23 protein-coding genes and 1 pseudogene are annotated in these 23,817 nt (G+C 67.7%); 13 read left to right on the forward strand and 11 right to left on the reverse strand.

The window, feature by feature from the left end:
- Positions 1–4: 4 nt before the first annotated feature.
- Positions 5–898: a LysR family transcriptional regulator gene (locus QRN67_RS13580; RefSeq protein ID WP_285412177.1), complete on the reverse strand. Its 894-nt coding sequence runs from the start codon at positions 896–898 to the stop codon at positions 5–7.
- Between the two features lie 351 nt (positions 899–1,249).
- On the opposite strand from QRN67_RS13580, the gene QRN67_RS13585 reads away from it, so the two are divergent.
- Complete coding sequence (locus tag QRN67_RS13585; RefSeq protein ID WP_285412178.1) at positions 1,250–1,930, forward strand: FadR/GntR family transcriptional regulator; 681 nt, start codon at positions 1,250–1,252, stop codon at positions 1,928–1,930.
- The gene (locus QRN67_RS13590; protein WP_253819707.1) at positions 1,927–3,243 is read left to right on the forward strand and encodes a CynX/NimT family MFS transporter; all 1,317 of its coding nucleotides are present in this window, start codon (positions 1,927–1,929) and stop codon (positions 3,241–3,243) included. The genes QRN67_RS13585 and QRN67_RS13590 overlap by 4 nt, the downstream gene beginning before the upstream one ends.
- Positions 3,244–3,256: 13 nt before the next feature.
- Here QRN67_RS13590 and QRN67_RS13595 read toward each other — a convergent pair whose 3' ends face one another.
- Positions 3,257–4,066, reverse strand: a complete 810-nt coding sequence (locus QRN67_RS13595; protein ID WP_285412179.1) for a hypothetical protein — start codon at positions 4,064–4,066, stop codon at positions 3,257–3,259.
- A 24-nt stretch (positions 4,067–4,090) separates the two neighbouring features.
- On the opposite strand from QRN67_RS13595, the gene QRN67_RS13600 reads away from it, so the two are divergent.
- The 3 genes from QRN67_RS13600 (at position 4,091) to QRN67_RS13610 (ending at position 7,574) form a co-directional block, all read left to right on the forward strand.
- Positions 4,091–4,732 carry an ABC transporter ATP-binding protein gene (locus QRN67_RS13600; protein WP_285412180.1) on the forward strand — a complete coding sequence of 214 codons (642 nt, stop codon included), beginning with the start codon at positions 4,091–4,093 and terminating at the stop codon, positions 4,730–4,732.
- A 135-nt stretch (positions 4,733–4,867) separates the two neighbouring features.
- Complete coding sequence (locus tag QRN67_RS13605; RefSeq protein WP_106935340.1) at positions 4,868–7,105, forward strand: NADP-dependent isocitrate dehydrogenase; 2,238 nt, start codon at positions 4,868–4,870, stop codon at positions 7,103–7,105.
- Between the two features lie 118 nt (positions 7,106–7,223).
- Positions 7,224–7,574, forward strand: coding sequence for a DUF1161 domain-containing protein (locus QRN67_RS13610; protein WP_285412181.1), 351 nt, complete (start codon positions 7,224–7,226; stop codon positions 7,572–7,574).
- Between the two features lie 21 nt (positions 7,575–7,595).
- On the opposite strand, the gene QRN67_RS13615 is transcribed toward QRN67_RS13610, so the two are convergent.
- Positions 7,596–8,156 carry a helix-turn-helix transcriptional regulator gene (locus tag QRN67_RS13615; RefSeq protein WP_285412182.1) on the reverse strand — a complete coding sequence of 187 codons (561 nt, stop codon included), beginning with the start codon at positions 8,154–8,156 and terminating at the stop codon, positions 7,596–7,598.
- Between the two features lie 300 nt (positions 8,157–8,456).
- Between QRN67_RS13615 and QRN67_RS13620 the strand changes: the two genes are divergently transcribed.
- Positions 8,457–9,395 (forward strand): AraC family transcriptional regulator, encoded by a 939-nt coding sequence (locus tag QRN67_RS13620; protein ID WP_285412183.1) that lies wholly within the window; start codon positions 8,457–8,459, stop codon positions 9,393–9,395.
- On the opposite strand, the gene QRN67_RS13625 is transcribed toward QRN67_RS13620, so the two are convergent.
- Together QRN67_RS13625 and QRN67_RS13630 are read right to left on the reverse strand one after the other, a co-directional pair.
- Positions 9,367–10,254 carry an alpha/beta fold hydrolase gene (locus QRN67_RS13625; protein ID WP_285412184.1) on the reverse strand — a complete coding sequence of 296 codons (888 nt, stop codon included), beginning with the start codon at positions 10,252–10,254 and terminating at the stop codon, positions 9,367–9,369. The two genes, QRN67_RS13620 and QRN67_RS13625, sit on opposite strands and share 29 nt — an antisense overlap.
- Before the next feature lie 56 nt (positions 10,255–10,310).
- On the reverse strand, positions 10,311–10,871 hold the full coding sequence (locus QRN67_RS13630; protein WP_285412185.1) for a nucleoside 2-deoxyribosyltransferase: 561 nt from the start codon (positions 10,869–10,871) through the stop codon (positions 10,311–10,313).
- A gap of 367 nt (positions 10,872–11,238) precedes the next feature.
- Between QRN67_RS13630 and QRN67_RS13635 the strand changes: the two genes are divergently transcribed.
- Complete coding sequence (locus QRN67_RS13635; RefSeq protein ID WP_285412186.1) at positions 11,239–11,997, forward strand: SDR family oxidoreductase; 759 nt, start codon at positions 11,239–11,241, stop codon at positions 11,995–11,997.
- Between the two features lies 1 nt (position 11,998).
- On the opposite strand, the gene cynS is transcribed toward QRN67_RS13635, so the two are convergent.
- Positions 11,999–12,442, reverse strand: a complete 444-nt coding sequence (gene cynS / locus QRN67_RS13640; protein WP_081265803.1) for a cyanase — start codon at positions 12,440–12,442, stop codon at positions 11,999–12,001.
- Between the two features lie 49 nt (positions 12,443–12,491).
- A complete protein-coding gene (locus QRN67_RS13645; RefSeq protein WP_106935344.1) occupies positions 12,492–12,905 on the reverse strand; it encodes a nuclear transport factor 2 family protein in 414 nt (137 codons plus the stop codon).
- 86 nt (positions 12,906–12,991) lie between these two features.
- Between QRN67_RS13645 and QRN67_RS13650 the strand changes: the two genes are divergently transcribed.
- The 5 genes from QRN67_RS13650 to QRN67_RS13670 all read left to right on the forward strand — a co-directional run bounded on the left by QRN67_RS13650 (position 12,992) and on the right by QRN67_RS13670 (position 17,935).
- Positions 12,992–13,582, forward strand: coding sequence for a TetR/AcrR family transcriptional regulator (locus QRN67_RS13650; protein ID WP_285412187.1), 591 nt, complete (start codon positions 12,992–12,994; stop codon positions 13,580–13,582).
- A gap of 65 nt (positions 13,583–13,647) precedes the next feature.
- Positions 13,648–14,535 (forward strand): LysR substrate-binding domain-containing protein, encoded by an 888-nt coding sequence (locus tag QRN67_RS13655; protein WP_081265800.1) that lies wholly within the window; start codon positions 13,648–13,650, stop codon positions 14,533–14,535.
- Between the two features lie 109 nt (positions 14,536–14,644).
- Positions 14,645–15,802 (forward strand): alpha-hydroxy acid oxidase, encoded by a 1,158-nt coding sequence (locus QRN67_RS13660; protein WP_285412188.1) that lies wholly within the window; start codon positions 14,645–14,647, stop codon positions 15,800–15,802.
- Between the two features lie 121 nt (positions 15,803–15,923).
- Entirely contained in the window at positions 15,924–17,264 is a 1,341-nt protein-coding gene (locus tag QRN67_RS13665; protein ID WP_285412189.1) for an MFS family transporter, read from the forward strand.
- Between the two features lie 77 nt (positions 17,265–17,341).
- Complete coding sequence (locus QRN67_RS13670; protein WP_081265797.1) at positions 17,342–17,935, forward strand: hypothetical protein; 594 nt, start codon at positions 17,342–17,344, stop codon at positions 17,933–17,935.
- 23 nt (positions 17,936–17,958) lie between these two features.
- On the opposite strand, the pseudogene QRN67_RS13675 reads toward QRN67_RS13670, so the two are convergent.
- Positions 17,959–18,114: pseudogene (locus QRN67_RS13675) on the reverse strand (L-rhamnose mutarotase); the annotation flags it as partial.
- Positions 18,115–18,117: 3 nt separating this feature from the next.
- Between QRN67_RS13675 and QRN67_RS13680 the strand changes: the two are divergent.
- On the forward strand, positions 18,118–18,621 hold the full coding sequence (locus QRN67_RS13680) for a FadR/GntR family transcriptional regulator (RefSeq protein ID WP_285412190.1): 504 nt from the start codon (positions 18,118–18,120) through the stop codon (positions 18,619–18,621).
- 50 nt (positions 18,622–18,671) lie between these two features.
- Here QRN67_RS13680 and QRN67_RS13685 read toward each other — a convergent pair whose 3' ends face one another.
- The 3 genes from QRN67_RS13685 to QRN67_RS13695 are packed head-to-tail and all read right to left on the reverse strand — an operon-like array spanning position 18,672 to position 23,772.
- A complete protein-coding gene (locus tag QRN67_RS13685; protein WP_285412191.1) occupies positions 18,672–19,646 on the reverse strand; it encodes a tripartite tricarboxylate transporter substrate-binding protein in 975 nt (324 codons plus the stop codon).
- A 32-nt stretch (positions 19,647–19,678) separates the two neighbouring features.
- A complete protein-coding gene (locus QRN67_RS13690) occupies positions 19,679–20,983 on the reverse strand; it encodes an alpha/beta hydrolase (protein ID WP_285412297.1) in 1,305 nt (434 codons plus the stop codon).
- 50 nt (positions 20,984–21,033) lie between these two features.
- Positions 21,034–23,772, reverse strand: coding sequence for a tannase/feruloyl esterase family alpha/beta hydrolase (locus QRN67_RS13695; RefSeq protein ID WP_285412192.1), 2,739 nt, complete (start codon positions 23,770–23,772; stop codon positions 21,034–21,036).
- Between the last annotated feature and the right edge of the window lie 45 nt (positions 23,773–23,817).

A 23,817-nucleotide genomic window follows, 5' to 3' on the forward strand; every position in this document is an offset into this window, starting at 1 on the left:
CTGGCTAGGAGGACCTGAAGATGCTCAGGACGTAATCGACGAAGGTCTTGATCTTTGGAGAATTCCGGCGCGCCGGCAGGTAGACCAGGTTGATTTCCTGCGGCTTCAGCTTCAGCTGCGGCAATACCGGCAGCAGCAGGTCCCTGTCCACCTGCGGCTGGGCCAGCGACACCGGCAGCAGGGCAATGCCGCGGGACGACAGCGCCAGTTGCAGGATCAGTTCCATGTCGTCCGACCGGAACGCGCTTTGCACGCGAACGCGATGGGTCTTGTCGACGGCCGCGAGGTGGACCTCCCGCTTGCGGCCGTCGGCGCTGGTGGTTAGGAACACATGCCGGGAGAAGTCCTGCAGGCTCTCGACGGCCGGATGGGGCGCCAGGTAGTCCGGCGTGGCGCAAAGCATCAGCGCCTCGTCTTTCAAATGGCGCGCGACCAGTTCGTCGCACCCGTCGCGTCCGCGGCGGATGGCCACGTCGGCCTCGTCGCGGAACAGGTCGGCGCGGTCGTTGCCGGTCTCGACCACGACCTCGAGTTGCGGATAGGCGGTCATGAACGCCGGCAGGTGGCTCATGAGCAGCGCCCTGCCGTAGTAGTGCGGCACCACGATGCGCAGCCGCCCCGTCACCGCGTTGCCGCCGGAAGACAAATTGAGCATGACGTCGTCGAGGATGGTCAGCACATGCTGCGCCGCCACCAGGAATTCGCGCCCTTCCTCCGTGAGCGCGAACCGCGTGGAGCCGCGATGCAGCAGCAGATGCCCCACCGTGGCTTCGAGCCGCTGGAGCTGGCGCGAGGCGGAAGCCTTGGGTACGTTCAGCACATCGGCGGCGGGGGTGAGGCCTCCCAACTGCGCGGCTTTCGTGAACAGCCGCACATCCGACAAAGAAAAGTCCTTCATTTCAGATTCGACGTGATCCGTTTTTCTTTTTCTCCCGGGCGCTCCCTGTTGGCGTGTTGGCGGGAGTGCCAGACGCCGAGCAGATGAAGATGAAACTTAAAGATTCATAAGTGACTTTTAGTTTCATTTTCCAGCACATGTCAGACAATTGGTAACGTTTAACTCAACCTTTCCCAAAGGTGGGGAAAAGTTCACTGTTTTGCCAAAAATCTTCGAATCCAACTTGCACAATCCAGCGGACAAGCTCCGCGACCGTTGCGTGCTGCGAAAGCGAGCAACCACCGCGCTCGCAGCCCGGGCTTTGCACAGCGGGCAAAATTCGTCCAATCATTGAATGAATAGGCCCATCTGATGCTCGCTCAAGCCCCACGCACCTCCTTGGCGGACGCCGCCGCCGAAAGCATCCGCGCGGAGATCTCCGGCGGCCGCTGGGCCGTCGGCAGCCGCATTCCCATCGAGCCGCAGCTCGCCCTGCTGCTGGGCGTGAGCCGCGGCACGGTGCGCGAGGCCGTCAAGACGCTGGTGTCGCGCGGCCTGCTCGAAGTGCGGCAGGGCTCGGGCACCTACGTGCGCTCCGGCTTCGACCCCTCTTCCAGCCTGCAGAAAATGCGCCGCGCCAGCCTGCGCGACCAGTTCGAAGTGCGCCGCGCACTCGAGGTCGAAGCCGTCCGGCTCGCGGCGGTGCGGCACACGGCCCGCGACCTGCGCCGGCTGAGCACGCTGCTCGACAAGCGCGGCGTGCCCGACGAAGCCGACGACGGCGCCGGCTTCGTCGAACGCGACCTCGCCTTCCACCTGGCGATCGTCGACGTGTCGGGCAACCTCGCGCTGGCCGAGACCTGCCGCTTCATCACCGGCTATATCAAGGAAACGATCGCCAGCACCATGGGCACCGCGCTGCCCGAGCCCGACGAGGCGGCGCACCGCGCCATCATCGACGGCATCGCCAGCGGCGACCCCGACGTCGCCGCTGCGGCGGTGCGCGCCTTCATGGCGCCGATGATCGACGCGCTGGCGCTGGGCACGGCATGAGCGCCGCCGCCCTCGAACGCGACGCCGCCGTTCAACGCACCCGCCCCCCGCAACCCGGCGCGGCCGAAGACCTGCTGATCGACGCCGAGGCCGACAACCGGCCCGCGCCGCAGCCCACGCCCGCGCCCAACCTGGGCCGGCGCATCCTGCTCGGCGCGAGCGTGGTGCTGATCGCGTTCAACCTGCGGCCGGTGTTCGCCAGCCTCTCGGTGGTGCTGCCGGAAATCATCAAGGCGACCGGCCTCTCGGCCACCGCCGCGAGCCTGCTGACCACGCTGCCCATCGTCTGCCTGGGCGTGTTCGCGCCGCTGGCACCGGGGCTCGGGCGCCGCTTCGGCACCGAGCGCACGCTGCTCGGCTGCATGGTGCTGATCCTGCTGGGCACGGTGCTGCGCGGCACCGGCAACATTCCGCTGCTGTTCCTGGCGTCGGCCATCGCGGGCAGCGGCATCGCGGTGTCGAACGTGCTGCTGTCGGGCCTGGTGAAGCGCGACTTTGCCAAGCAGGCGGCGCTGATGATGGGCCTCTACACCATGGCCGTGTGCGGCGGCGCCGCCAGCGCGGCGGGCCTCACGGTGCCCATCGAGCATGCGCTGGGCGGCGGCTGGACCATGGCGCTGGCCATGTGGGCGCTGCCGGCCGCGGTGGTCACGCTGGTCTGGGCGCCGCAGGCGCTGCCGGTCAAGGCGGTGGCGAGCGAATCGGGCTTCACGGTGCGCGGGCTGTGGCGCGACAGGCTGGCGTGGCAGGTCACCTTCTTCATGGGACTGCAGTCCGCCCTCGCCTACATCGTGATGGGCTGGCTCGCGCCGATCCTGCGCGAGCGCGGCCTCGGCAGCGAGACTGCCGGCTACGTGGTGTCGCTGTCGGTCATGACGCAGGTGGTGACCTGCCTCGTGGTGCCGGCGCTGGCGGTGAAGCTGCGCAACCAGCGCGGCCTGGCCGTGGCGCTGGCGGTGCTCACGGTGGCGGCCATGCTGGCGATGCTGTTCGCGCCGCTCGGCGGCGTGTGGCTGTGGGCGGTGCTGCTGGGCATCGCGCAGGGCGGCACCTTCGCGCTGGCGCTCACGATGATCGTGCTGCGCTCGCCCGACTCGCACGTGGCCGCGCACCTGTCGGGCATGGCGCAGGGCGTGGGCTACATGGTGGCCGCCTTCGGGCCGCTGGTGGCCGGGCTGCTGCACGGCTGGACTGGGAGCTTCCGCGCCTCGTCGTGGCTGTTCATCGGGCTGGGCATCGCGCTGGTGATCGCGGGCCTCGGCGCCGGCCGCACCAGGCATGTGGGCGCGGTGACGGTACCGCGCGGCGCCTGATCTTCCTTGCCGCCTACTGCGGCCCGCCGCCGCAGGAGTCGGCCGCGCCGCCGCCGCTGCCAACGCCGGAAAAGCGCGAGCGCGTGCTGACGGTGGCGCTGGCCGGCACGTGCGCGGCCCAGTCGCTCTGCAGCCAGGTGAACTTCCAGCCGTAGGGGCCGCCGGCCTTTGCCGGCTCGCTGTAGGCGATGCGCAGGCTGCCGCTGCTTTCGTCGTGGCAGTGCTTCGAGCTCTTGTATTCCTTCTCGGTGAAGCAGGCGCGGATCAACTTGCTGCACGAGAACGGAACGCCTTCGTACGCGGCCTTGGCGGACGCGGGATCGGCATCGAGCGGCACGAAGTCGGCGGTGGAAAACGACGCGCCGCCGCCCGAATAGCTCTCGAACTGGCGCTGCAGCACCGCCACGGCCCAGCGCCCGTCGGCCAGCGGATACAGGGCCGGCGCGAGCGCGCGACGCACCTCGCCATTGCCCACCTCGCCCGCCTCGCCCTCCTTGACGGAGCCGGCGTACCCGGTGAAGTCGTACACCCGGTCGAGCTTCCAATCCGTCGCATCCGCCGCCCGCTTCAGCCGGCCCAGGGCCAGCGGCGCTTCCGACAGCACCACGAAATCGCCGGCAGCGCCGCCGCGCGGACGATGGAGCGTCAGCGCCTTGGCGTCGCACGGCTGGGGCAGCAAGGCGCACAGGTGGGCGCGCCATTCGGCATCGATCGACTCGGGCTGCTTCACCGCGACGAAAACCTGCGCCGCCGGGGCGGCAACCGCGGGCAACGCGACCGGCAGCGCGGCCAGCAGCGCCGCGGCAATAGGCATTTTCTTCATGGGGCCGATGGTAAAACCCGGGCCGTGAACTCCGCCCCAACCTCCACTCCCATCCTGCAGCTGCAGGACATCGGCTTCGCCTACCCCGGCCAGAGCGCCATCGCATCCGGCTGGACCGCCTCGATCGGCCCCGGCGTGACGCTGCTCCATGGCGACACGGGCGCCGGCAAGTCGGCCCTGCTCCAGGTGATCGCCGGCGTGCTGCCCGCCAGCGGCCGGCTGACGGTGGCCGGCACCCGGCTGGACGCCTCGCCAGAGGCCTACCGCCGCCAGGTCTTCTTCGTCGACCCCGCCACCGAGCGCTTCGACCAGCTCACCGCCCGCGAGTGCACGCGGCAGCTCACCGAAGGCGACACCGGCTTCGACCCCGGCGCCTGGCAGGCGCTGGTCGACGGCTTCTCGCTCGAGCCGCACCTCGACAAGCAGCTCTTCATGCTCTCGACCGGCTCCAGGCGCAAGGTCTGGATGGCCGCGGGGCTTGCCTCGGGCCGGCCGCTGGTGCTGCTCGACGAGCCGACCGCCGGGCTCGACGCCGGATCCACCCGCTGCCTCTGGAAAGCCCTTTCGGATATTGCCGGGCGGGGCCGCCGGGCCGTTCTGGTCGCCAGCGCGGCGCTGGTCGACACCGTGCCGCTGGCGGCTACCATCGCCCTGCCGCTGGATTGACAGAGCCTTTCGCGGGGAGATCGCTCCCCCGGATCGGCCACCCTCCCTCCGCCCGGCGACAATCGCTACCTCGTGAACTGATTCATCCCTGAAGTTCACGCCACCCGACAACCCAGGATTTACGGACGCAAGCGCATGAGCTCGAAGCAACCCACCATCGTCTACACCCTCACCGACGAGGCGCCCCTGCTGGCGACCTACGCGTTTTTGCCCATCATCCGCGCCTTCACCAATCCGGCCGGCATCGACGTCACCACCAGCGACATCTCGGTGGCAGCCCGCATCCTGGGCGAATTTCCCGAATTCCTGAGCGACGACCAGAAGGTGCCGGACAACCTGGCCGAACTCGGCAAGCTCACGCTCAAGCCTGAAGCCAACATCATCAAGCTGCCCAACATCAGCGCCTCGGTCGCCCAGCTCAAGGCGGCGATCAAGGAACTGCAGGGCAAGGGCTACAAGATTCCCGACTACCCGGAGAACCCGACCTCGGACGAGGACAAGGACATCCGCGCGCGCTACAACAAGTGCACCGGCAGCGCCGTGAACCCGGTCCTGCGCGAAGGCAACTCCGACCGCCGCGCGCCCAAGGCCGTCAAGGAATACGCGCGCAAGAACCCGCACAGCATGGCCGAGTGGAGCCAGGCCTCGCGCTCGCACGTCTCGCACATGCACGGCGGCGACTTCTACCACGGCGAAAAGTCCATGACGCTGGACCGCGCGCGCAACGTCAAGATGGAGCTCATCACCAAGAGCGGCAAGACCATCGTGCTCAAGCCCAAGGTCGCGCTGCTGGACCGCGAGGTCATCGACTCCATGTTCATGAGCAAGAAGGCGCTGCTGGCCTTCTATGAAAAGGAAATCGAGGACGCGCACAAGACCGGCGTCATGTTCTCGCTGCACGTGAAGGCCACCATGATGAAGGTCTCGCACCCCATCGTGTTCGGCCACTGCGTGAAGATCTTCTACAAGGAAGCCTTCGAGAAACACGGCAAGCTGTTCGACGAACTGGGCATCAACGTCAACAACGGCATGGTCGACCTGTACACCAAGATCGCCACGCTGCCCCAGAGCACGCAGGACGAGATCAAGCGCGACCTGCACGCCTGCCACGAGAACCGCCCCGAGCTGGCCATGGTCGACTCGGCCAAGGGCATCACCAACTTCCATTCGCCCAACGACGTCATCGTGGACGCTTCCATGCCCGCGATGATCCGCAACGGCGGCAAGATGTGGGGCGCCGACGGCCGCCTGAAGGACGTGAAGGCCGTGATGCCCGAATCGACCTTCGCCCGCATCTACCAGGAGATCATCAACTTCTGCAAGTGGCACGGCGCCTTCGACCCCAAGACCATGGGCACGGTGCCCAACGTGGGCCTCATGGCCCAGAAGGCCGAGGAATACGGCTCGCACGACAAGACCTTCGAGATCCCCGAAGACGGCGTCGCCAACATCACCGACCTGGACACCGGCGAAGTGCTGATGAGCGAGAACGTGGAGCAAGGCGACATCTGGCGCATGTGCCAGGTCAAGGACGCCGCGATCCGCGACTGGGTCAAGCTGGCCGTCACCCGCGCGCGCAACTCGGGCATGCCTGTGGTGTTCTGGCTGGACGCCTACCGCCCGCACGAGGCGCAGCTGATCACCAAGGTCAAGATGTACCTGCACGAGCACAACACCTCGGGCCTGGACATCCAGATCATGAGCCAGGTGCGCGCCATGCGCTACACGCTGGAGCGCGTCGTGCGCGGCCTGGACACCATCAGCGCCACCGGCAACATCCTGCGCGACTACCTGACCGACCTGTTCCCCATCATGGAACTGGGCACCTCGGCCAAGATGCTGTCGATCGTGCCGCTGATGGCCGGCGGCGGCCTCTACGAAACCGGCGCGGGCGGCTCGGCCCCCAAGCACGTGCAGCAGCTGGTGGAAGAAAACCACCTGCGCTGGGACTCGCTGGGCGAATTCCTCGCGCTGGCCGTCAGCCTGGAAGACCTGGGCCTGAAGACCGGCAACAAGAAGGCCTCCATCCTGGCCAAGACGCTCGACACCGCCACCGGCAAGCTGCTGGACAACAACAAGAACCCGTCGCCCAAGACCGGCCAGCTCGACAACCGCGGCAGCCAGTTCTACCTGGCGATGTACTGGGCGCAGGAACTGGCCGCGCAGACCGAAGACAAGGAACTGCAGGCGCTGTTCGTGAAGCTGGCCGACTCGCTCACCAGCAACGAGAAGAAGATCGTCGAAGAGCTGGCGGCCGTGCAGGGCAAGCCCGTCGACATCGGCGGCTACTACCTGGCCGACAAGACGAAGTTCGAGGCGGTGATGCGCCCGAGCGCCACGCTGAACGCGGCGCTGGCTTCGGCGCAAGGCTGACGCGCTGACGAAGCGATGAGCCCACGGGACGGCGGCAAGCGCCGTCCCGGCTCACTCGCGCAGAGCGAGGGACGGAACTAGACTGTTCGCCCCCTCAGCTCTTCCAGGCAGGCCCCTCATGAAATACCGTCTGCTTATTTCCCTCGCCCTGGCCTTCGCAGGCGCCGCCCACGGCGCAGAAGACTGCGAAGCGCTGCGCACCCGCATCGAATCGAAGATCGCCGCCGCCGGTGTCGCGCGTTTCGCCGTCACCGTCGTCGATGCCAACGCAACGGCGGCCGGCCAGGTGGTGGGCAGCTGCGAACTCGGCAGCAAGAAGGTCGTGTACGAGCGCGACGTCGGGCCGGTGCGCGAAGGCGTCGCTCCCGCGCCTGCGTCGGGCGCGCCATCTGGCGGCAGCAAGCCGATCCTCACCGAATGCAGGGACGGGACCGTGTCCGTCGGCGGCGACTGCAGGAAGCAGCCCTAGCAAAAAGCCGCCGCCCCCGGATCAGCTACCCCGGGCCTCCGGGTCCAGCAGCCCCATCTGCATGCCCTCGCGCACGGCCTGCGCACGCGACTTCACGGCCAGCTTGCGGTAGATGTTCTTGACCTGCGCATCGACCGTGTGGGGCGAGCGGTAGCTCGTCTCGGCGATCTGCTTGTTGCTCAGGCCCTGGGAGACCATCCGCAGCACATTGATCTCTCGCGGGGACAGCGAAGACCGCCCGCAGTCCGGGCCCGGCGGCTGCAGGCTGCGCACCCGCCTTGGCTTGGCGGGCGGCCGCACGGCAGCCGCGTCGGCCTTGGTTTCGTGCATCTGGCGCGCATCCAGGATGCGCTGTGCGATCCGCGACGCCGTCGCCGTGTCGCCTTCCGCGACCAGCCGCATCAGGAAGGCCAGTTCGACCTCGTTCGCCTCGGAGAACAGCGAACCCACGGCGCCCGCCGCGGCCACGCAGTCCGCATGGAGCGCCTGCGCGGCCATGGACAGCGCGGCCGGCTCGGTGCCGCGCTTGCCCTCGCGCACAGGTTCGGTGGGGATCCTCGTTGTTTTTTTATCGGACAGCATGTGTCGGCGCTCGCTCGAGAAGGGTGGAAAACTGCGAGACCCCTTGTCTCGGGACCTCCGCGTGGCCCTGCAACCACGTCACCCCGAAGATTGCTTTCGTATGACAAACGGCCTTGACCGTGCGTCTCAGTTCTTGCGAGAATCCGCCGCAAATCCGTTACTTTTTGGCACTTTAGGGTTATTTTCAGATTTTCTGAGAGCCTGTCCGCCTGATTCGGAGCGTTTTTGATGGGCTTGCGCGAAACAGAAACCGCCTCCCGTTCCTCCCTGCGGAGCGGCATCTCCCACAGCCATTTCGACGTGGCTGCCGAACCCCCGCATCGGCAATTCCTGGCCTGGCGCGAGCGCGTGGGCCATGTGATCGACGTCGTCCCCTCGGCGTCGGACATCGGCAAGCCGTTCCACGCGTCCATCGACCGGTACGAAGTCGGCGACATCGTCTTCACCGACTGCCGCTCCGACGCCATGCTGCTCGAGCGCTCGCTCGCGCGCATCTCCTCCGACAACGTCCGCAACTACGCCTTCCACGTGTTCGCCGAAGGCGACGTCGACAGCGTGACCGTGCGCTCCTCGGCGCAGCGCGACGCACCGGCCGCGGCGAAGTTCGTGGCGCTCGACATGGGCCAGCCGGTGCGCATGCATCGCAACGCCTGCCATGTGCTGACCTTCTTCGTGCCGGGCGCGATGGTGCAGGAGGTTTTTCCGGACCCCGCGGCCGTCCACGCCCGCACGATGCAGCCCGACTCGCCCATCGCACAGTTGGCGCTGGACCACACGGCCGCGCTCGGCCGGGAGATCGCGACGCTGAGCGCCCCGGCCGCCGAAAGCGCCGTGCGCGACGCCGTGCAGTTGCTGCTCGCGGGCTTCGGCAAGCAGGCGCGCCTGAGCGGCGGCGCGCGTGCAGCCACCCGCGCGGCGATGTTCGGGCAGGTGCGCCGCTATGTGCAGGCCAATTTGCATCGCGCCGACCTGTCTCCGGAGAACGTGCTGGCGGCGCTGCATCTTCCGCGCCCGACCCTGTACCGGCTGTTCCAGCACGAAGGCGGCCTGGGTGCGTACATGCGCCACCTGCGGCTGCGGCATGCGGCCGACGACCTCGTGCGCTATCCGCACACCATGGTGACCGACGTGGCCTACGGCGTCGGGTTCAAGAGCCCGTCGGACTTCACGAGGGCCTTCCGAAGGGCCTACGGCATGTCGCCGCAGGAGTTCAGGGCTTCGTCGGGCGCGCCTCACTGACCACCCGCGCGATCCACGCCAGCAGCACAGCGACGACCTCGTCGCGGTTGACCTCGTTGAGCGTCTCGTGGCGCGCACCGCCGAACACATGGCTCGACACGTCTCGCAGCCCCGCCTCTCGGTAGCGCTGCACCAGCGGGTAGAACCACTCGGCCTTGTTGCTGACCGGGTCCTGGTCGCCGATGAACAGGTACAGCGGCAGATCGGGGCGGATGCGCTGTCGCATCGCCTCGGGCGTCAGGTCCGCCAGCTTCGCGAACATCGAGCCCAGCCCCTCGGCCGAGACGGTAAAGCCGCACAGCGGATCGGCGATGTACGCGTCGACCTGCGCCGGGTCGCGGCTGAGCCAGTCGAACGGCGTGCGCACATCGGGCAGCGCGGCGTTCATGTCCTCCAGCTTGAAGCCGGACTGCAGCGCGGTCCCCAGCAGGTCGAGCGCGGACGTGCCCGAGAGCACGGCCCCCGCCAGCAGCGCGCCGTGCTCGACGAGGTAGTACTGCGTGGCGAACGAGCCCATGCTGTGGCCCAGCAGGATCAGCGGCAGCCCCGGGTGCACGCCGCGCACGTGGCGGCTCAGGAGCGCCATGTCGTCCACGAGCCCGGCGAAAGCGCGTGGACCGAACTCGCCCAGCTCGCCGCGCGCGGCGGCGCCCTTGCCGTGGCCCCGGTGCTCGTTGGCGTAGACGACATAGCCGGCCTCCACCAGCGCTTGCGCCAGATGCCGGTAGCGCAGCGAATGCTCGCCCATGCCATGCGCCAGTTGAATCACGGCGCGCTGCGTCGGGCCTTGCCAGCGATGCGCTTCGATCGCGATGCCGTCGTTGGAAGTCAGGTCGAAGTGCGTCTCTGTGCTCGGCATGCAGTGCTCCATTGAAAAGGGAATGCCATCCTAGGGGGTGGCGGGCGCAGCGAGGGTCAGGGCTTTCCAGCTTCTTGCGCACGGCGGGCCGCGAGCAGCCCGGCCATCTTCTTCAAGGCCGCCTCCAGCGTGGGCTCGACGTGGATCGAGCAGGCCAGCATCAGGTTCAGCGGCTGGCCGAAGTCTTCGACGGCAATGCCGGTTCCGGTTTCGCGCAATACGCCGTTCGCGTCCACTTCGCACGGCAGCGCCGCACGCACGCGCCCTGCATAGCTGCCTTCGGGCACGCCATAAGCCACGGCCGGAATCCCCAGCGCGACTGCGGCCCCCACCTCGAACACCGTGCCCGAGTCTGGCTCCAGTCCCCTGAAGCTGGCGAGATTGGCGAGAACGCCATCGGCGCCGCGAAGGCGTTGCATGTTGGCCTCGTAGATCTGCATCTCCGGAGTCTGCGTGCTCTGGTCTTCGTTGCCATCCGCGGGTAACAGGACCGCAAGGCCCGCGGCTTCGCAAGCCGCCTTGAGCCGGACGAAGTGCTCTCTCGCGTCAGGACGAAAGACATCCGGCCCGGCCAGGTAGACGCGCGGACGCGGCGCGATGTCGAGGGCTTCATTCATCGGCAAAGCATCGGCTATTTCCGGGCCGGGCTCAATCCCGGCAGCGTGACGGGAAGTGACAGGCAGCCAGATGCATTCATGGCGGATTGGGCAAGAAGTTCGCACGAAACGGCTACCACCCAGCGCCCGTTTTTCTGAAGAATCGCTGCATCACCCAGGCTACGGTGCCGCTCTAGCGCGAAAGTACCAAGCAGCGGCCCGCGCCGGCCTTTCCCCTTCGCATCGCGTTTTGCAGGATCAGGCAGAAACCGCGTTCGATCCGGATAACGCTTGCGGCCCTTGCCGCGAGAAACTTCCCGTCATGCCCGGCGCACGCTCATCTCTGGTGTGCGCCCCGCGGCAAACCGACCAGCACAAGGAGTTCACCATGACCGCAATCCAGGAAAAAGTCGTCCTCATCACCGGCGCGAGCAGTGGTATCGGCGAAGCGACCGCGCGGCTGCTTGCGCGGCGCGGCGCCAAGGTGGTGCTCGGTGCGCGGCGCACCGACCGGCTCGCGGCGCTCGTGGCCGAGATCGAAGCCACCGGCGGCACCGCCAGCTTCCAGCGCCTCGACGTCACGCACCGGCCCGACGTGGAATCATTTGCCGAGTTCGCCCTCGAGACGCACGGGCACATCGACGTGCTGGTGAACGCCGCGGGCGTGATGCCGATGTCGCCGCTGTGGAACCGCAAGATCGAGGAGTGGGAACTCATGATCGACGTGAACCTGCGCGGCGTGCTGCTCGGCATTGCGGCCGTGCTGCCGACGATGCAGGAGCAGGGCTGGGGCCACATCGTCAATGTGGCGCCGGTGGCGATGCAGGGCGTGTCGCCCGCCTCCGCCGTCTACCACGGCACGCAGTACGCGGTGAACGCGATCTCCGAGGGGCTGCGCCAGGAGCACGCCGGCCGCCTGCACGTGACGATGATCAGCCCCGACGTGAACGGCCCGGGCGACCCGCTGGCCGAACGCATCGCCAACAGCTACTCGCGCGAACGCATCCGCACCAACCGGCGCATCGCGGTGCCGGTGGACGCGGTGGCCCGCTCGATTGCCGGCGCCATCGAGGGCTACGGCATCACCGTCGACACGATGCGGCTGCCCTACAGGCAGAAGCCGCATCCCGCCGTGTACGTGCAGTGATTCAGTAGGTCTTGTAGGGCAGGAACTTGCCCGACAGCACCACGTTGACCCGGTCGCCCTTCGGGTCGGCCTGGCGCTGGATGTCCATGCTGAAGTCGATGGCGCTCATGATGCCGTCGCCGAACTCCTCATGGATCAGTTCCTTGATGGTGGTGCCGTACACGCTCACCACCTCGTACCAGCGGTAGATGAGCGGGTCGGTCGGCACCGGCGTGGGCAGCGAGCCCTTGTACGGCACCACCTGCAGCCATTTCTGCTCTTCCGGCGTGAGGCCGAATATCTTGCCGACGACCTTGGCCTGCTTGTCGTCGAGCGTCATCTGGCCGAGGCAGGCGGCGGTGGTCCACTCCTTGGAGAGACCGACCTTCCTGGCCACGTCGGCCCACTGGATGCCCTTGCTCACCTTGACGGTGATGATCTTCTCCGTGACGTCGTTGCGGTTCATGCGGTCTCCTGTTTGAACATGCCGGAGCAAGCAACAGCCGTGCCGGAGCTCAGCGCAACTTGCGCTCCGCTTCCTTGATGGGCTGGTCGTTGATGCTCGCGAAGCGGCGCTGCATCAGGCCGTTCTCCGCGAACTCCCAGTTCTCGTTGCCGTGGCTGCGATACCACTGGCCCGCGTCGTCGTGCCACTCGTACTCGAAGCGCACCGCGATGCGGTTGTCCATGAAGGCCCACAGCTGCTTCTTCAGCCGGTAGTCGAGCTCGCGCGTCCACTTGCGCGAGAGGAACTCGACCACCTGCTCGCGGCCGTTGACGAACTCGGCGCGGTTGCGCCACTCGGTGTCGGGCGTGTAGGCCAGGCTCACACGCACGGGGTCGCGCGAGTTCCAGGCGTCTTCGGCCGCCTGGACTTTCTTGATGGCCGATTCGAGGGTGAAGGGCGGCAGCGGGGGGCGTGATTCCATGAGAGTCTTTCAATGAAGTGGCAAGAGGGAATGCACCGCAATGTGCCACATGTAGACAGACCTGTATACATGCCTACAATCGCACCATGGACATCTCCGCACTGCCGGCGCGCGAGCGCATCCTGCTCACCGCCCACGACCTCTTCTATGCCGACGGCATCCGCGCCACCGGCATCGACCGCGTCATTGCGACCTCGGGCGTCACCAAGGTCACGTTCTACCGGCACTTCCCGTCGAAGGACGACCTGGTGCGCGCCTTTCTCGACCACCGCCACGGCCTGTGGATGGCGTGGTTCGTCGACGCGCTGGGCCGGCGCGGCGCGCAACGGCACATCGAGGGCGGGCAGGCGCTGATGGTGCTGGCCGACGTGATGGCCGAGTGGTTCGCCGACCCGGCGTTTCGCGGCTGCGCGTTCATCAACTCGGTGGTGGAGATCGGCGCCAGCGTGGCCGGCGCCACCGGCATCGCGCGCGAGCACAAGCGCGAGATGGTCGAAGTCATCGCGGGCCTGCTGCCCGATGTTCCGCAACGCATGGCGCTCGCGCAGGCTGCGGCGCTGGGCGTGGACGGCGCCATCGTCAAGGCGCAGATGGGCGACGCGGCACTGGCGCGCGAAGCCGTCGACGACCTGCGCCGGCTGCTCCAGGCACTGACGGCCACGCTCGCCGTCGCCTAGGCCGGAGCACTGGCAGCCGGGAGCGTTCGATACCATCGAACCCCGCAGCTTTAGCCGACAAGAAGATGGTTTCACCGCGCCTCCCCTCGACCCAGGGCCTCCAGGCCTTCGAGGCCGTCGCGCGCCTGCGCAGCGTGAACCTGGCGGCCGAGGAACTCAGCGTGACGCCCAGCGCGGTGAGCCACCGCATCCGCCAGCTCGAGCTTCTGCTGGAACTCAAGTTCTTCACCGGCAGCGACTTCAGCCTCAGCGCCGACGGCATGGCCTACCTGGCCCGCGTGCGCGAGGCCATTGCGGCACTGCAGCAAGTGCCCGGCCGCGAGCCGGCGTCGCAGATGCGGCGGCTGCGCGTGGCGGTCACGCCCACCTTCTCACGGCAGATACTGCTGCCCCGGCTCGCGCGCTTTCGCGACACCTACCCGAACATCGAGCTGATGCTGCAGGTGACGGCACCGGTGCGCAGCTCCACGCTGGAAGAAGTCGACCTGGAGCTGCGCTTCGGCACCGGCCCGTTTCACGACCGCGAGTTCTGCCAGCTGCTGGCCGACGAGGTGTCGCCCGCGTGCAGCCCGGCGTACCTGCAACGCCACGGCCCTTTCGAGGACGGCTTCTCGACCGACGCCGAGGTGTCGCGCTCGCAGTTGCTGCGCACGCCGCTGGAGTCTTGGCGCACCTGGTTCAAGGCCTGCGGCATTGGCCTGCCCGAGCCCGCCACCGGCCACCAGCTCACCGACCTGGGCCTGGCGCTCGATGCGGCGGCGGAAGACTTCGGCGTGGTGCTGATGCACCTGAAGCTCGGCAGCGCCTGGCTCGACAACGGCCGGCTCGTGCGGCTGTCGCCGCGCAGCGTACCTTCGCCCAACGCCTACTTCCTGTGCTGGCGGCCGGGCACCATGGAACGCTGGGAATGCGCCACCTTCGTCGAGTGGCTGCGGCAGGCACTGCGCGACTGAATTCTTTTCAGCCGAAGCCCCCGCTTTTTTCAGATGGCCCGCCGGGGCACCTGCCGATAATGGCCGGTTAGCCCCCGCCAACCCACAAAGACCATCCAGGAGACGCACCTTGCCCGACCTTTCCAAGATCACCAGCATCGAAGACCTGCGGGTGATCGCCAAGCGGCGCGTGCCGAAGATGTTCTACGACTACGCCGACTCCGGCGCCTGGACCGAGGGCACCTACCGCGCCAACGAAAGCGACTTCCAGAAGATCAAGCTGCGCCAGCGCGTGGCGGTGAACATGGAAGGCCGCTCGCTGCGCACCACCATGGCCGGCCAGGAAACCGCGATGCCCGTGGCCATTGCGCCCACCGGCCTCACCGGCATGCAGCACGCCGACGGCGAGATCCTCGGCGCCCGCGCGGCCAAGGCCTTCGGCATTCCGTTCACGCTGTCGACCATGAGCATCTGCTCGCTGGAAGATATCGCCGAGCACACCGGCCGCCACCCGTTCTGGTTCCAGCTCTACGTCATGAAGGACCGCGACTTCATCGAACGCCTGATCGAGCGCGCCAAGGCCGCCAACGTCACCGCGCTGCAGCTCACGCTGGACCTGCAGATCCTGGGGCAGCGCCACAAGGACATCAAGAACGGCCTCACCGCGCCGCCCAAGCCCACCATCAAGAACCTCATCAACCTCGCCACCAAGCCGGCCTGGTGCATGGGCATGCTGGGCACGAAGCGACGCACCTTCGGCAACATCGCGGGCCATGCCAAGGGCGTGAAAGACCTGTCGTCGCTGTCTTCGTGGACCGCCGAGCAGTTCGACCCCGCGCTCAGCTGGGCCGACGTCGAGTGGATCAAGAAGCTCTGGGGCGGCAAGCTCATCCTCAAGGGCATCATGGACGTGGAAGACGCGCGCCTGGCCGCCAACAGCGGCGCCGATGCGCTCATCGTGTCGAACCACGGCGGCCGCCAGCTCGACGGCGCACCCTCTTCCATCGCGGCACTGCCCGCCATCGTCGAAGCGGTGGGCAGCGAGATCGAGGTGTGGATGGACGGCGGCATCCGCAGCGGGCAGGACGTGCTCAAGGCCCGCGCGCTGGGCGCACGCGGCACGCTCATCGGCCGCAGCTTCCTGTACGGGCTGGGCGCCCACGGCGAGGCCGGCGTGACGCGCGCGCTGCAGATCATCCAGAAGGAACTCGACATCACCATGGCCTTCTGCGGCCGCACGAACATCGACGACGTCGATTCGAGCATCCTGCTGCCAGGCACGTTCTAGGGCCTGCGCGAAGGCCACTTCGGGGGTAGGCCGATGAGGCGCCGGCTGACACGGCGCCCCCACGTGCAGGCGCAGAATGTTTTGGCAACAACAACATCGCCCGCACGGCGGCAAAGGCACCATGAGCGCAGTCACGCCTACCCATGGAGGCCAGACGGCTTCCTCTTCTTCTTCGTCCCCACCGCACTACAGCGCCGAAGAAAAGCGCCACCGCGTCTTCGCGATCATGGCGGCCTCCTCGGGCAACCTGGTCGAGTGGTTCGACTTCTACGTGTATGCCTTCTCGGCGCTGTACTTCGCGCCGGCCTTCTTTCCCAAATCGGACCCCACCGCGCAACTGCTGAACACCGCCGGCGTGTTCGCGGCCGGCTTCCTCATGCGGCCCATCGGCGGCTGGCTGTTCGGCCGCGTGGCCGACCGGCTCGGGCGCAAGACCTCGATGCTGATCTCCGTCACCATGATGTGCGGCGGCTCGCTCGTCATCGCGGCGCTGCCCACCTACGCGCAGATCGGCGCCTGGGCGCCCTTCCTGCTGCTCATCTGCCGCCTGTTCCAGGGCCTGTCGGTGGGCGGCGAATACGGCACCACCGCCACCTACATGAGCGAGGTCGCGCTGCGCGGCCAGCGCGGCTTCTTCTCGTCGTTCCAGTACGTCACGCTGATCGGCGGGCAACTGCTGGCGGTGCTGGTCATCGTGGCGCTGGAGCAGATGCTGACCGAGGCCGAGCTCAAGGCCTGGGGCTGGCGCATTCCGTTCGTCATCGGCGCCATCGCCGCTGTGGTCGCGCTGCTGCTGCGCCGCACGCTGCATGAAACCCAGAGCGCCGAGGCCCGCGAGAACAAGGAGGCCGGCAGCATCGCGGGCCTCTTCAAGCACCACACGCCTGCGTTCCTGACGGTGCTGGGCTACACGGCCGGCGGCTCGCTCATCTTCTATACCTTCACCACCTACATGCAGAAGTACCTGGTGAACACGGTGCACCTGCCGATCAAGACCGCGAGCTACGTCATGACCGGCGCGCTGTTCGTCTACATGTGCATGCAGCCGGTGTTCGGCGCGCTGTCGGACCGCATCGGGCGGCGCAACAACATGCTGCTGTTCGGCGGACTGGGTGCGCTGGCCACGGTGCCCATTCTCACGGCCCTGCAGCACACCACCAGCCCGGTGCTGGCCTTCGTGCTCATCATCGTGGCCCTGGCCATCGTGAGCTTCTACACCTCGATCAGCGGCATCGTGAAGGCCGAGATGTTCCCGCCCGAAGTGCGCGCGCTGGGCGTCGGGCTGGCCTATGCGGTGGCGAACGCCATCTTCGGCGGCTCGGCGGAGTACGTGGCGCTGGGCCTCAAGTCGCTGGGCCACGAGTCGGTCTTCTTCTGGTACGTGAGCGCGATGATGGTCCTCGCCTTCGTCGTCAGCCTGCGCCTGCCGCGGCAGGCCAGCTACCTGCATCACGATCACTGAGGGTGCAAAACCCCTTTGTTCGGGCAATTCAGACCCGAACCAAGGGGACATACTTCCGCCTCCTAGAGGAAAGAGGCATGAAGTCAAAGCTGGAAACAGCCATGGTGTGCGGCGTTGCCGTGCTCGTCTACGGCGCGCTGATCGGCGTGTTCGCGGCCTATCCACCGGCCGCCACCGGCGACTGGGCAGCCTGGGCCCAGGCCTTCGGCTCCGTCACCGCCATCGGCCTGGGGCTGTGGGTCGTGCAGCGTCAGCACACGCTGGAGATGCAGCGCCGCGAGGCACGCAAGCTGGCGGCCCGGCTTTCGATGCACCAGGGGGCGCTGCAACTGATCAACGCGGTTTATGTGGTCGCGGAGAAGGTCAAGTCGCACCCCGACGAAACCGCGCTCGACCTGCTTCACCTGTCGCTCGAAGTCGAAGGCATCACGTCGGCGCTGGCGAATGTGGACCACCTGCGCTTCGAAACCCCGCGTGCGATCGATGCGCTATTGGCGGCGCAGTCGGCTTCGAGGAAGCTGCTGGCGCATCTGCAGCGGGCTTATGACTTGTCTCTGGATGGGCGGGGGCACAAGTGGGCGCCGGTGAAGGAGTTTGCGGAGCAGGCCAGTGCGTTGGTGAGGCCGCCGATGGAGGCGTTTCGTGCGGAGCTTGCGCAGGCGCAGAAGTAGGCAGCGCCTGGAAGTGCTTCTCGGCGTGCCCCCACAGGCGTCCAAGGCGTAGCCGCCTGAAACTTCCACATCAGCTCTTCCCAATCCCGAATCTTCGGATCGCTCTTCGAGGCCAGCGCCATCGCCTCCGCGTCATAACGCGCGTCGTCCGTCTCCATCAGCATCACCATCCGCGTGCCCGGATGGGTTCGGGCGTCTATGTCTGCGCGTCGCAAGACACGTCCGAGCGCGCAACGCCGGCGGTCGGCGAGAGCCCTTCCGAAATGATGCAGGCCCGCGCCATGCTCGAAGGCTCCGTGGTGACGCTGGCGTCGGCCCGCGTCACTTCACAGCAGCTCGAGCGCGTGAAGAACTGCCTGGAAGACATGCGCCAGGACGGCCTCCACGGCCGTTCGCAGCTCGAGAACGACCGGCGCTTTCACCTCGCCATTGCGGAGATGACGGAGAACTCCGTCCTTGTACGGCTCGTGGGAGAGCTGTTCGACGGGCGGCACAGCCCGATCTCGTCGCGCATGAGCGCAAGCACCGAAGACTCGCAAGCGTGGAAGGCCGCGTTCGCCGAGCACGAGGCCATCTACCGCGCGCTGGAGGCGCGGGACCCTCAAGCCGCCGTGGCGGCGATGCTTCATCACCTGAGCGCATCGCATGCGCGATGGACGGGGGAAACGCAGGCATCCGTGCCCTGACCGGCACCTGCGCCCATCGCTGAAGCGCGGCGCGGCGCGGCGCGGTACGGCTATTCGGCGTACACGCCGGCCGCCTTGATGATCGGCATCCACTTGGCGATTTCTTCCGCCACGAACTTCTTGTGGCCCGCAGGCTCGATGCGCCCGTCGGTCGCCACCACTGCGCCCAGCAGTTCCTCGCGGTGGATGAAGTCGGGGTCTTTCAGCGCGGTCTTTACCGCGTCGCTCAGCTTCTTCAGCACCGGCGCGGGCGTGCCCTTGGGCGCATACAGGCCGTGCCAGATCGTGACCTGGAAGTTCTTCAGGCCCGCCTCGTCGAGCGTGGGCAGGTCTTTCAGCGCCGGCAGCGCGAGCCGCCTGGGCGTGGTCACGGCAAAGGCCTTGACCTTGCCGGACTGGATCTGCGGCGTGGTGTTGGTGGTCTGGTCGCACAGCAGGTCGATCTGCCCGCCGATCAGGTCGGTGATGGCCGGTGCGGTGCCCTTGTAGGGAACGGCGGTCATCTCGGTCTTGGTGGCGCTCTGGTAAAGCAACCCGCACAGGTGCGAGGCCGAGCCCACGCCGGCATTGCCGATGTTGATCTTGCCCTTATTGGCCGCGATCCAGCTCGTCAGCTCCTTGTAGTTGGTGGCGGGGATGCTCGGCTTGGAGATGAGCGTCATCGGCACGTCGTTGACGATGCCCAGGTATTCGAAGTCGCTCTCCACCTTGAACGGCAGGTTGCGCACCAGGCTCGGCACGGTGGCCATCGCGATGTGGTTGAGCAGCAGCGTGTAGCCGTCGGGCGTGGCGCGTGCCACCTTGGCGGCGCCGATGGAACTGCCGGCGCCGGGCACGTTGTCGATGATCACCGTGCCGCCGCCCAGCGGCTTGCGCAGCGCCTCGGCCAGGTCGCGCGCCACGCGGTCGGTCGGGCCGCCGGCCGCGAAGGGCACGACGATGGTGATCGACTTGCCGGCCGGGAAGTCCTGCGCATGCGCGCCGGCGGCAATGGCGATCGCCGCGAGGGCGAACAGTTTTTTCATGAAGTCTCCGTTGCGTTGTCAAAAAAAGAAATTCAGGGCGCGCGCGAAGGCACGCGGCTCTCGAGCGCGGGCGGCTGCCATTGCGGCTGGATGTGGCAGCCGTTCCTGCCGTCGGTGTCGTAGCGCGGCATCAATGCCTTGCAACGCTGCGCGAGGCCTTCGGGCGTGGGCTTCTCGCCCTTGTCGATCCAGTCGAGCAGCGCGGCGAAGAGCGCCGGGTATTCCGAATCGCTCAGGTAGCTGTGCTCGCGCTCGCTGCTGAAGCTCTGCACCAGCAGGCTGCCGGTGCCGGCCGCGTCGCGGATGCGGCGGTACGAGCTCTCCAGTTCGACGAAGGCGGTGGGGTCGTCTATCGCGTGCAGGCCCACAGTGGGCAGCGACGTGCGGCCGGTGGGCTGGCTGTCGGCCGCCAGCGCGCCCTTGGCCTGTGGGTCGGCCGCGTAGCGCAGCACACCGGCATTGAGCGCCGCATCGTCGGCCGAGCCGCTGTAGACCGCACCGATGTTGCCGAAGGGGTTGCGCCCGCCAAGCCGCTTCTGCACCAGGTCCTGGAACAGCCAGGTGGCCCACGTCAGGTGGCCGAGCAGCGAGCGCTCCTGGATCTTCACGACAGAAAGAATGGTCTTCAGCCGCGCGGCCTGCTCGGGCGTGCGCTGCGCGGCGGGCAGGCCGACGCCGGTGCATTCCTTCACGCGTGCGGCAAGGTCGGCGCGGGTGAGCTTCGAGTCGAGCGGCAGGCCCATCCACAGCGGGTACTGCGGCTCGTCGGGCTTCGGATGGTTGTGGCAGACGTACTGGTACACCACGCGCAGGTCGAGCCGGAAGTCGTAGGCGCTGTTGCCGCCGCCGAGCACGCCGCTGGTGAGCATCAGGCCGTCGTAGGGGCTCTTGGCTCCGCCCGCGGGCGCATACAGTTCGGCCGCCTTCGCCGCCACGCCCGCGCCGTAGCTCTGCCCGTGCAGCAGCGTGCGATGCGGCTGGCCGAAGTGGCGCACGAAGATCTGGCGCAGCCGCTCGGTGTCTTCGGCCGCCATGGTCACGCCGTAGCCGCCGCGCCGGTAGGTGGAGCCGGCCCAGGCATAGCCGGCCTTCACGGTGACGGCCCAGCGCTTGAGGTCTTCCTCGCTGCGCTCGAGCTTGGGCGGGCCGGTCTCGGGGCCGCCGTGGGCGTGCATCACGAGCACGCGGTTCGCGTCGTTCGCCCAGCCGCCCGGAATGGCGATCCAGTAGAGGGCGCCCGTGCCGTCCTCACCGGTATAGCAGCGGGTGGCCTCCGGCACCGGCGACGGGCAGGCAGCCGCGTTGGGCCCCGTGGGCTCAGCGTGCGCGGAAAGCATCGGCGCCGCGCCGATCAGCGCGAATGCCGCGAGGCAAAAGAGTCGTTTGTTCAATGGCGTACTCCGAATTCGAGCGCCGCGTTCGCCCCCGGGCTGGAGACGAAACCGAGGACGCCGCTGTTGAAGATGAAATTGCCCGGTCGGCCCGCATCGGCCTGCGCCACGCCGGGCACCGGCGTGTCGTAGCTCAGCCCCGCGGTCGCACCGCCGAGGCCAAGGCTGCCGCCGGCCACCGTGGCATCGTGGTTCTCGCCCTTGACGCTGACCAGCGCATAGCTGCCGTCGGCCACACCGGCGGCAAGGCTCTGCTGCAGGCCATGCACGCGCATGCCGACGCTGGTGGCCGGCTCGCGCACCAGGTGCAGCGGCACGGCAGCGCCGTTGACGAGGCCGATCACCATCGAGCCGGTGAGCGTGCCGCCGGTGGTCACGGCACCGCCGTTGGGCGAGGTGGTGAAGAGGTCGAAGGCGGCGCGCGCGGTGTTGTAGGCGACGTAGCCCTTCTCGGTCTGCGTGCAGTTAGCGTCGTAGACCATGAAGCCGCCCGAGACCGGGTCGCGGCAGTATTGGAAGGTGCCCGCGTTGCGCAGCCGCACCGACGAAGCGAAGGCATTGGCGCTGCCGGCGCCCTGCTGCACGCCCACCGCATTGAACACGTTCGCCACCGGCTTGAAGTCGCCCGACACCGGCGCGGCCGAGAAGCTGTTCTGGAATGCCAGCAGCGGCGCGAAGCCTCCGCCGCTCGGCGCGTTCACGCCGCCCGACAGCACGCCGCCAGCGCCGAAGCTGAACACCGCCCCGCTCTCGGCGCTGGCATAGCTGCAGCTGCCTTCCGACACCAGCGAGCCGGTGCGCTGCGTGCCGGCGGCACGCTGCAGGCTTGCATCGATGGTGACGGTGTAGGCCATGGTGGCCGGGTCGATCTGCACGTGAAGTTCCTCGCCGAAGCTGTTGCCGCCCTTGTAGCTGGTCACGGAAGCTGGCAGGTTCGGGCAGGCCAGCGGGTCGCCGACTTCGGTCACGCAGCTGTAGTTGACGGCCGCGTCGAGGCTGCCGCTGCCACGGTACTTGGGCCACGACGGGAACTGGCACAGCGGACGCGTGCGGCCGTAGGTGCCGGCCACCGCATCCACCGCCACGCCGGTGGCGGGTGCGAGCCCGGCCTCCACCCAGCCTTCGAGCGCCGCCAGCGAATCCCAGTTGGGAATGAAGCTGCCGGTGCCGTGGCCCATGCCGGGCACGGTGTAGAAGCGCACGTTCTGGTCGACCGCCGCCTGGCCCACGGTGGCGATGAGCTGCCTGTAGTAGTCGATGGTCGAGTTGGGGCTGATCACTTCGTCGGCCAGGCCGTGCAGCATGATGAGCCGGCCGCCGTGCGCGAAGAACGGCGCGAGGTTCGGGTTGGTCGCGTCGGTGAGGTTCGACACCTCCGTCACGCGCGCGGCATGGCTGCCCGGGTTCAAGGGGTCGAAGGTCAGCGTGTCGAAGCCTGCGATGCGCGTGACGAAGAACTTCACCCACTGGTCGCCGGTGACGTACATGTTCGCATCGGACGACGTGGCCGGATTGCCCGGCACCTTGCGCGTGCCGAGATCACGCGTGGTGTAGGGCCCCGCCACCAGTGCGCCTTCGAGCAGGTTGTAGCCGCCCGCGCGCTTCACACCGTTGGCCAGCGAATAGGTGGTGAAGTCCAGCGGCGACTCGATGGCGTGCACGGTGGCGATCTGCGCGTCCGACAGGCAGGTGTCGCCCGTATCGGCGCCGCCGCTGCAGCGCATCGAAGCAATGACCTGCGCATTGAGCAGGCGGCAACTTTCGACGTTGCTCACGATGTTGTCGGCCGCGCCGTCGAGCTTGTCGCAGGCCTGCATCACGGTCCTTTGCACCAGCAGCGTCTTGGCCACGTTCATCCAGCCCGCGCCACCGTTGTTGTAGAGCGCGCGGCCCACGGCCACGTTCGACAGCCGCGTGCCGGTGTAGTTGAGCGCGGGTTCGTTGGCGATCACGCCGTCGTAGTCCTCGGGCCAGCGCTGGATGTAGCTGAGCGCATCGCGCCCGCCGGTCGAGGTGCCGAGGAAGTAGGCGTGCTTCGGCTTCACCGCATAGCGCGCGAACACCAGCGCCTGCGCCACGTCGCGCGTCTTCTTGAGCGAATTGCCGCCGTAGTTGGCGAGCTGCTCGTCGTTGGCCGCGAACCTGCCGTCGGTGATGCTGCTCGACTGATGGCCGGAGTCGTCGCCGTAGGTGGCGTAGCCCAGCGCCAGCGGCGCGGGCTTGCCGGCGGGGCCGAAGCGGATGACCTCGGTGCCGTCGATGAGCACGCCGTCGAAACCGCCGCCGCCGAAGTGGATGGTCTTCTGGTTCCACTTCTCCGGCAGGTTCACCGCGAAGTTGATGACCGAGGCGCTCGGGTCGACCGGCTGGATGGTGCCGCGCACGCGGCAGTAGTCGCCGAGCGTGTTGCCCGCATCGCCCGCGGCCACCGGCGTGGCGCTGGTGACGGTGGCGCCCTGGGTGGGCAGGCTGATCAGCGAGGCCGGCAGGCTCTTGCCGTTCAGGTCGGCGCAGGCAACCACCGGTTGCACCGGCGCGGGTGGCTGGTTGTCCGGCGGATCGTTGGCGGGCGGGTTGTTGCCGTTGGCCGGTGGCGTGGCGGGCAGCAGGCCGACACCGCCGCCCCCTCCTCCTCCGCCACCACCACCGCAGGCGGCAAGGATCAGCGAAACCAGCGAAAGGCCGATCGCATACAGGACGGCACGAATCACCGATGCAGGGCGCGTTGTGCGCATGGGTTTGTCTCCGGCATGCGGCCTCGTCGGGCCGCTTGTTCTTGA

It is taken from the genome of Variovorax sp. efr-133-TYG-130 (assembly GCF_030208835.1).
Classification (GTDB): Bacteria; Pseudomonadota; Gammaproteobacteria; order Burkholderiales; family Burkholderiaceae_C; genus Variovorax.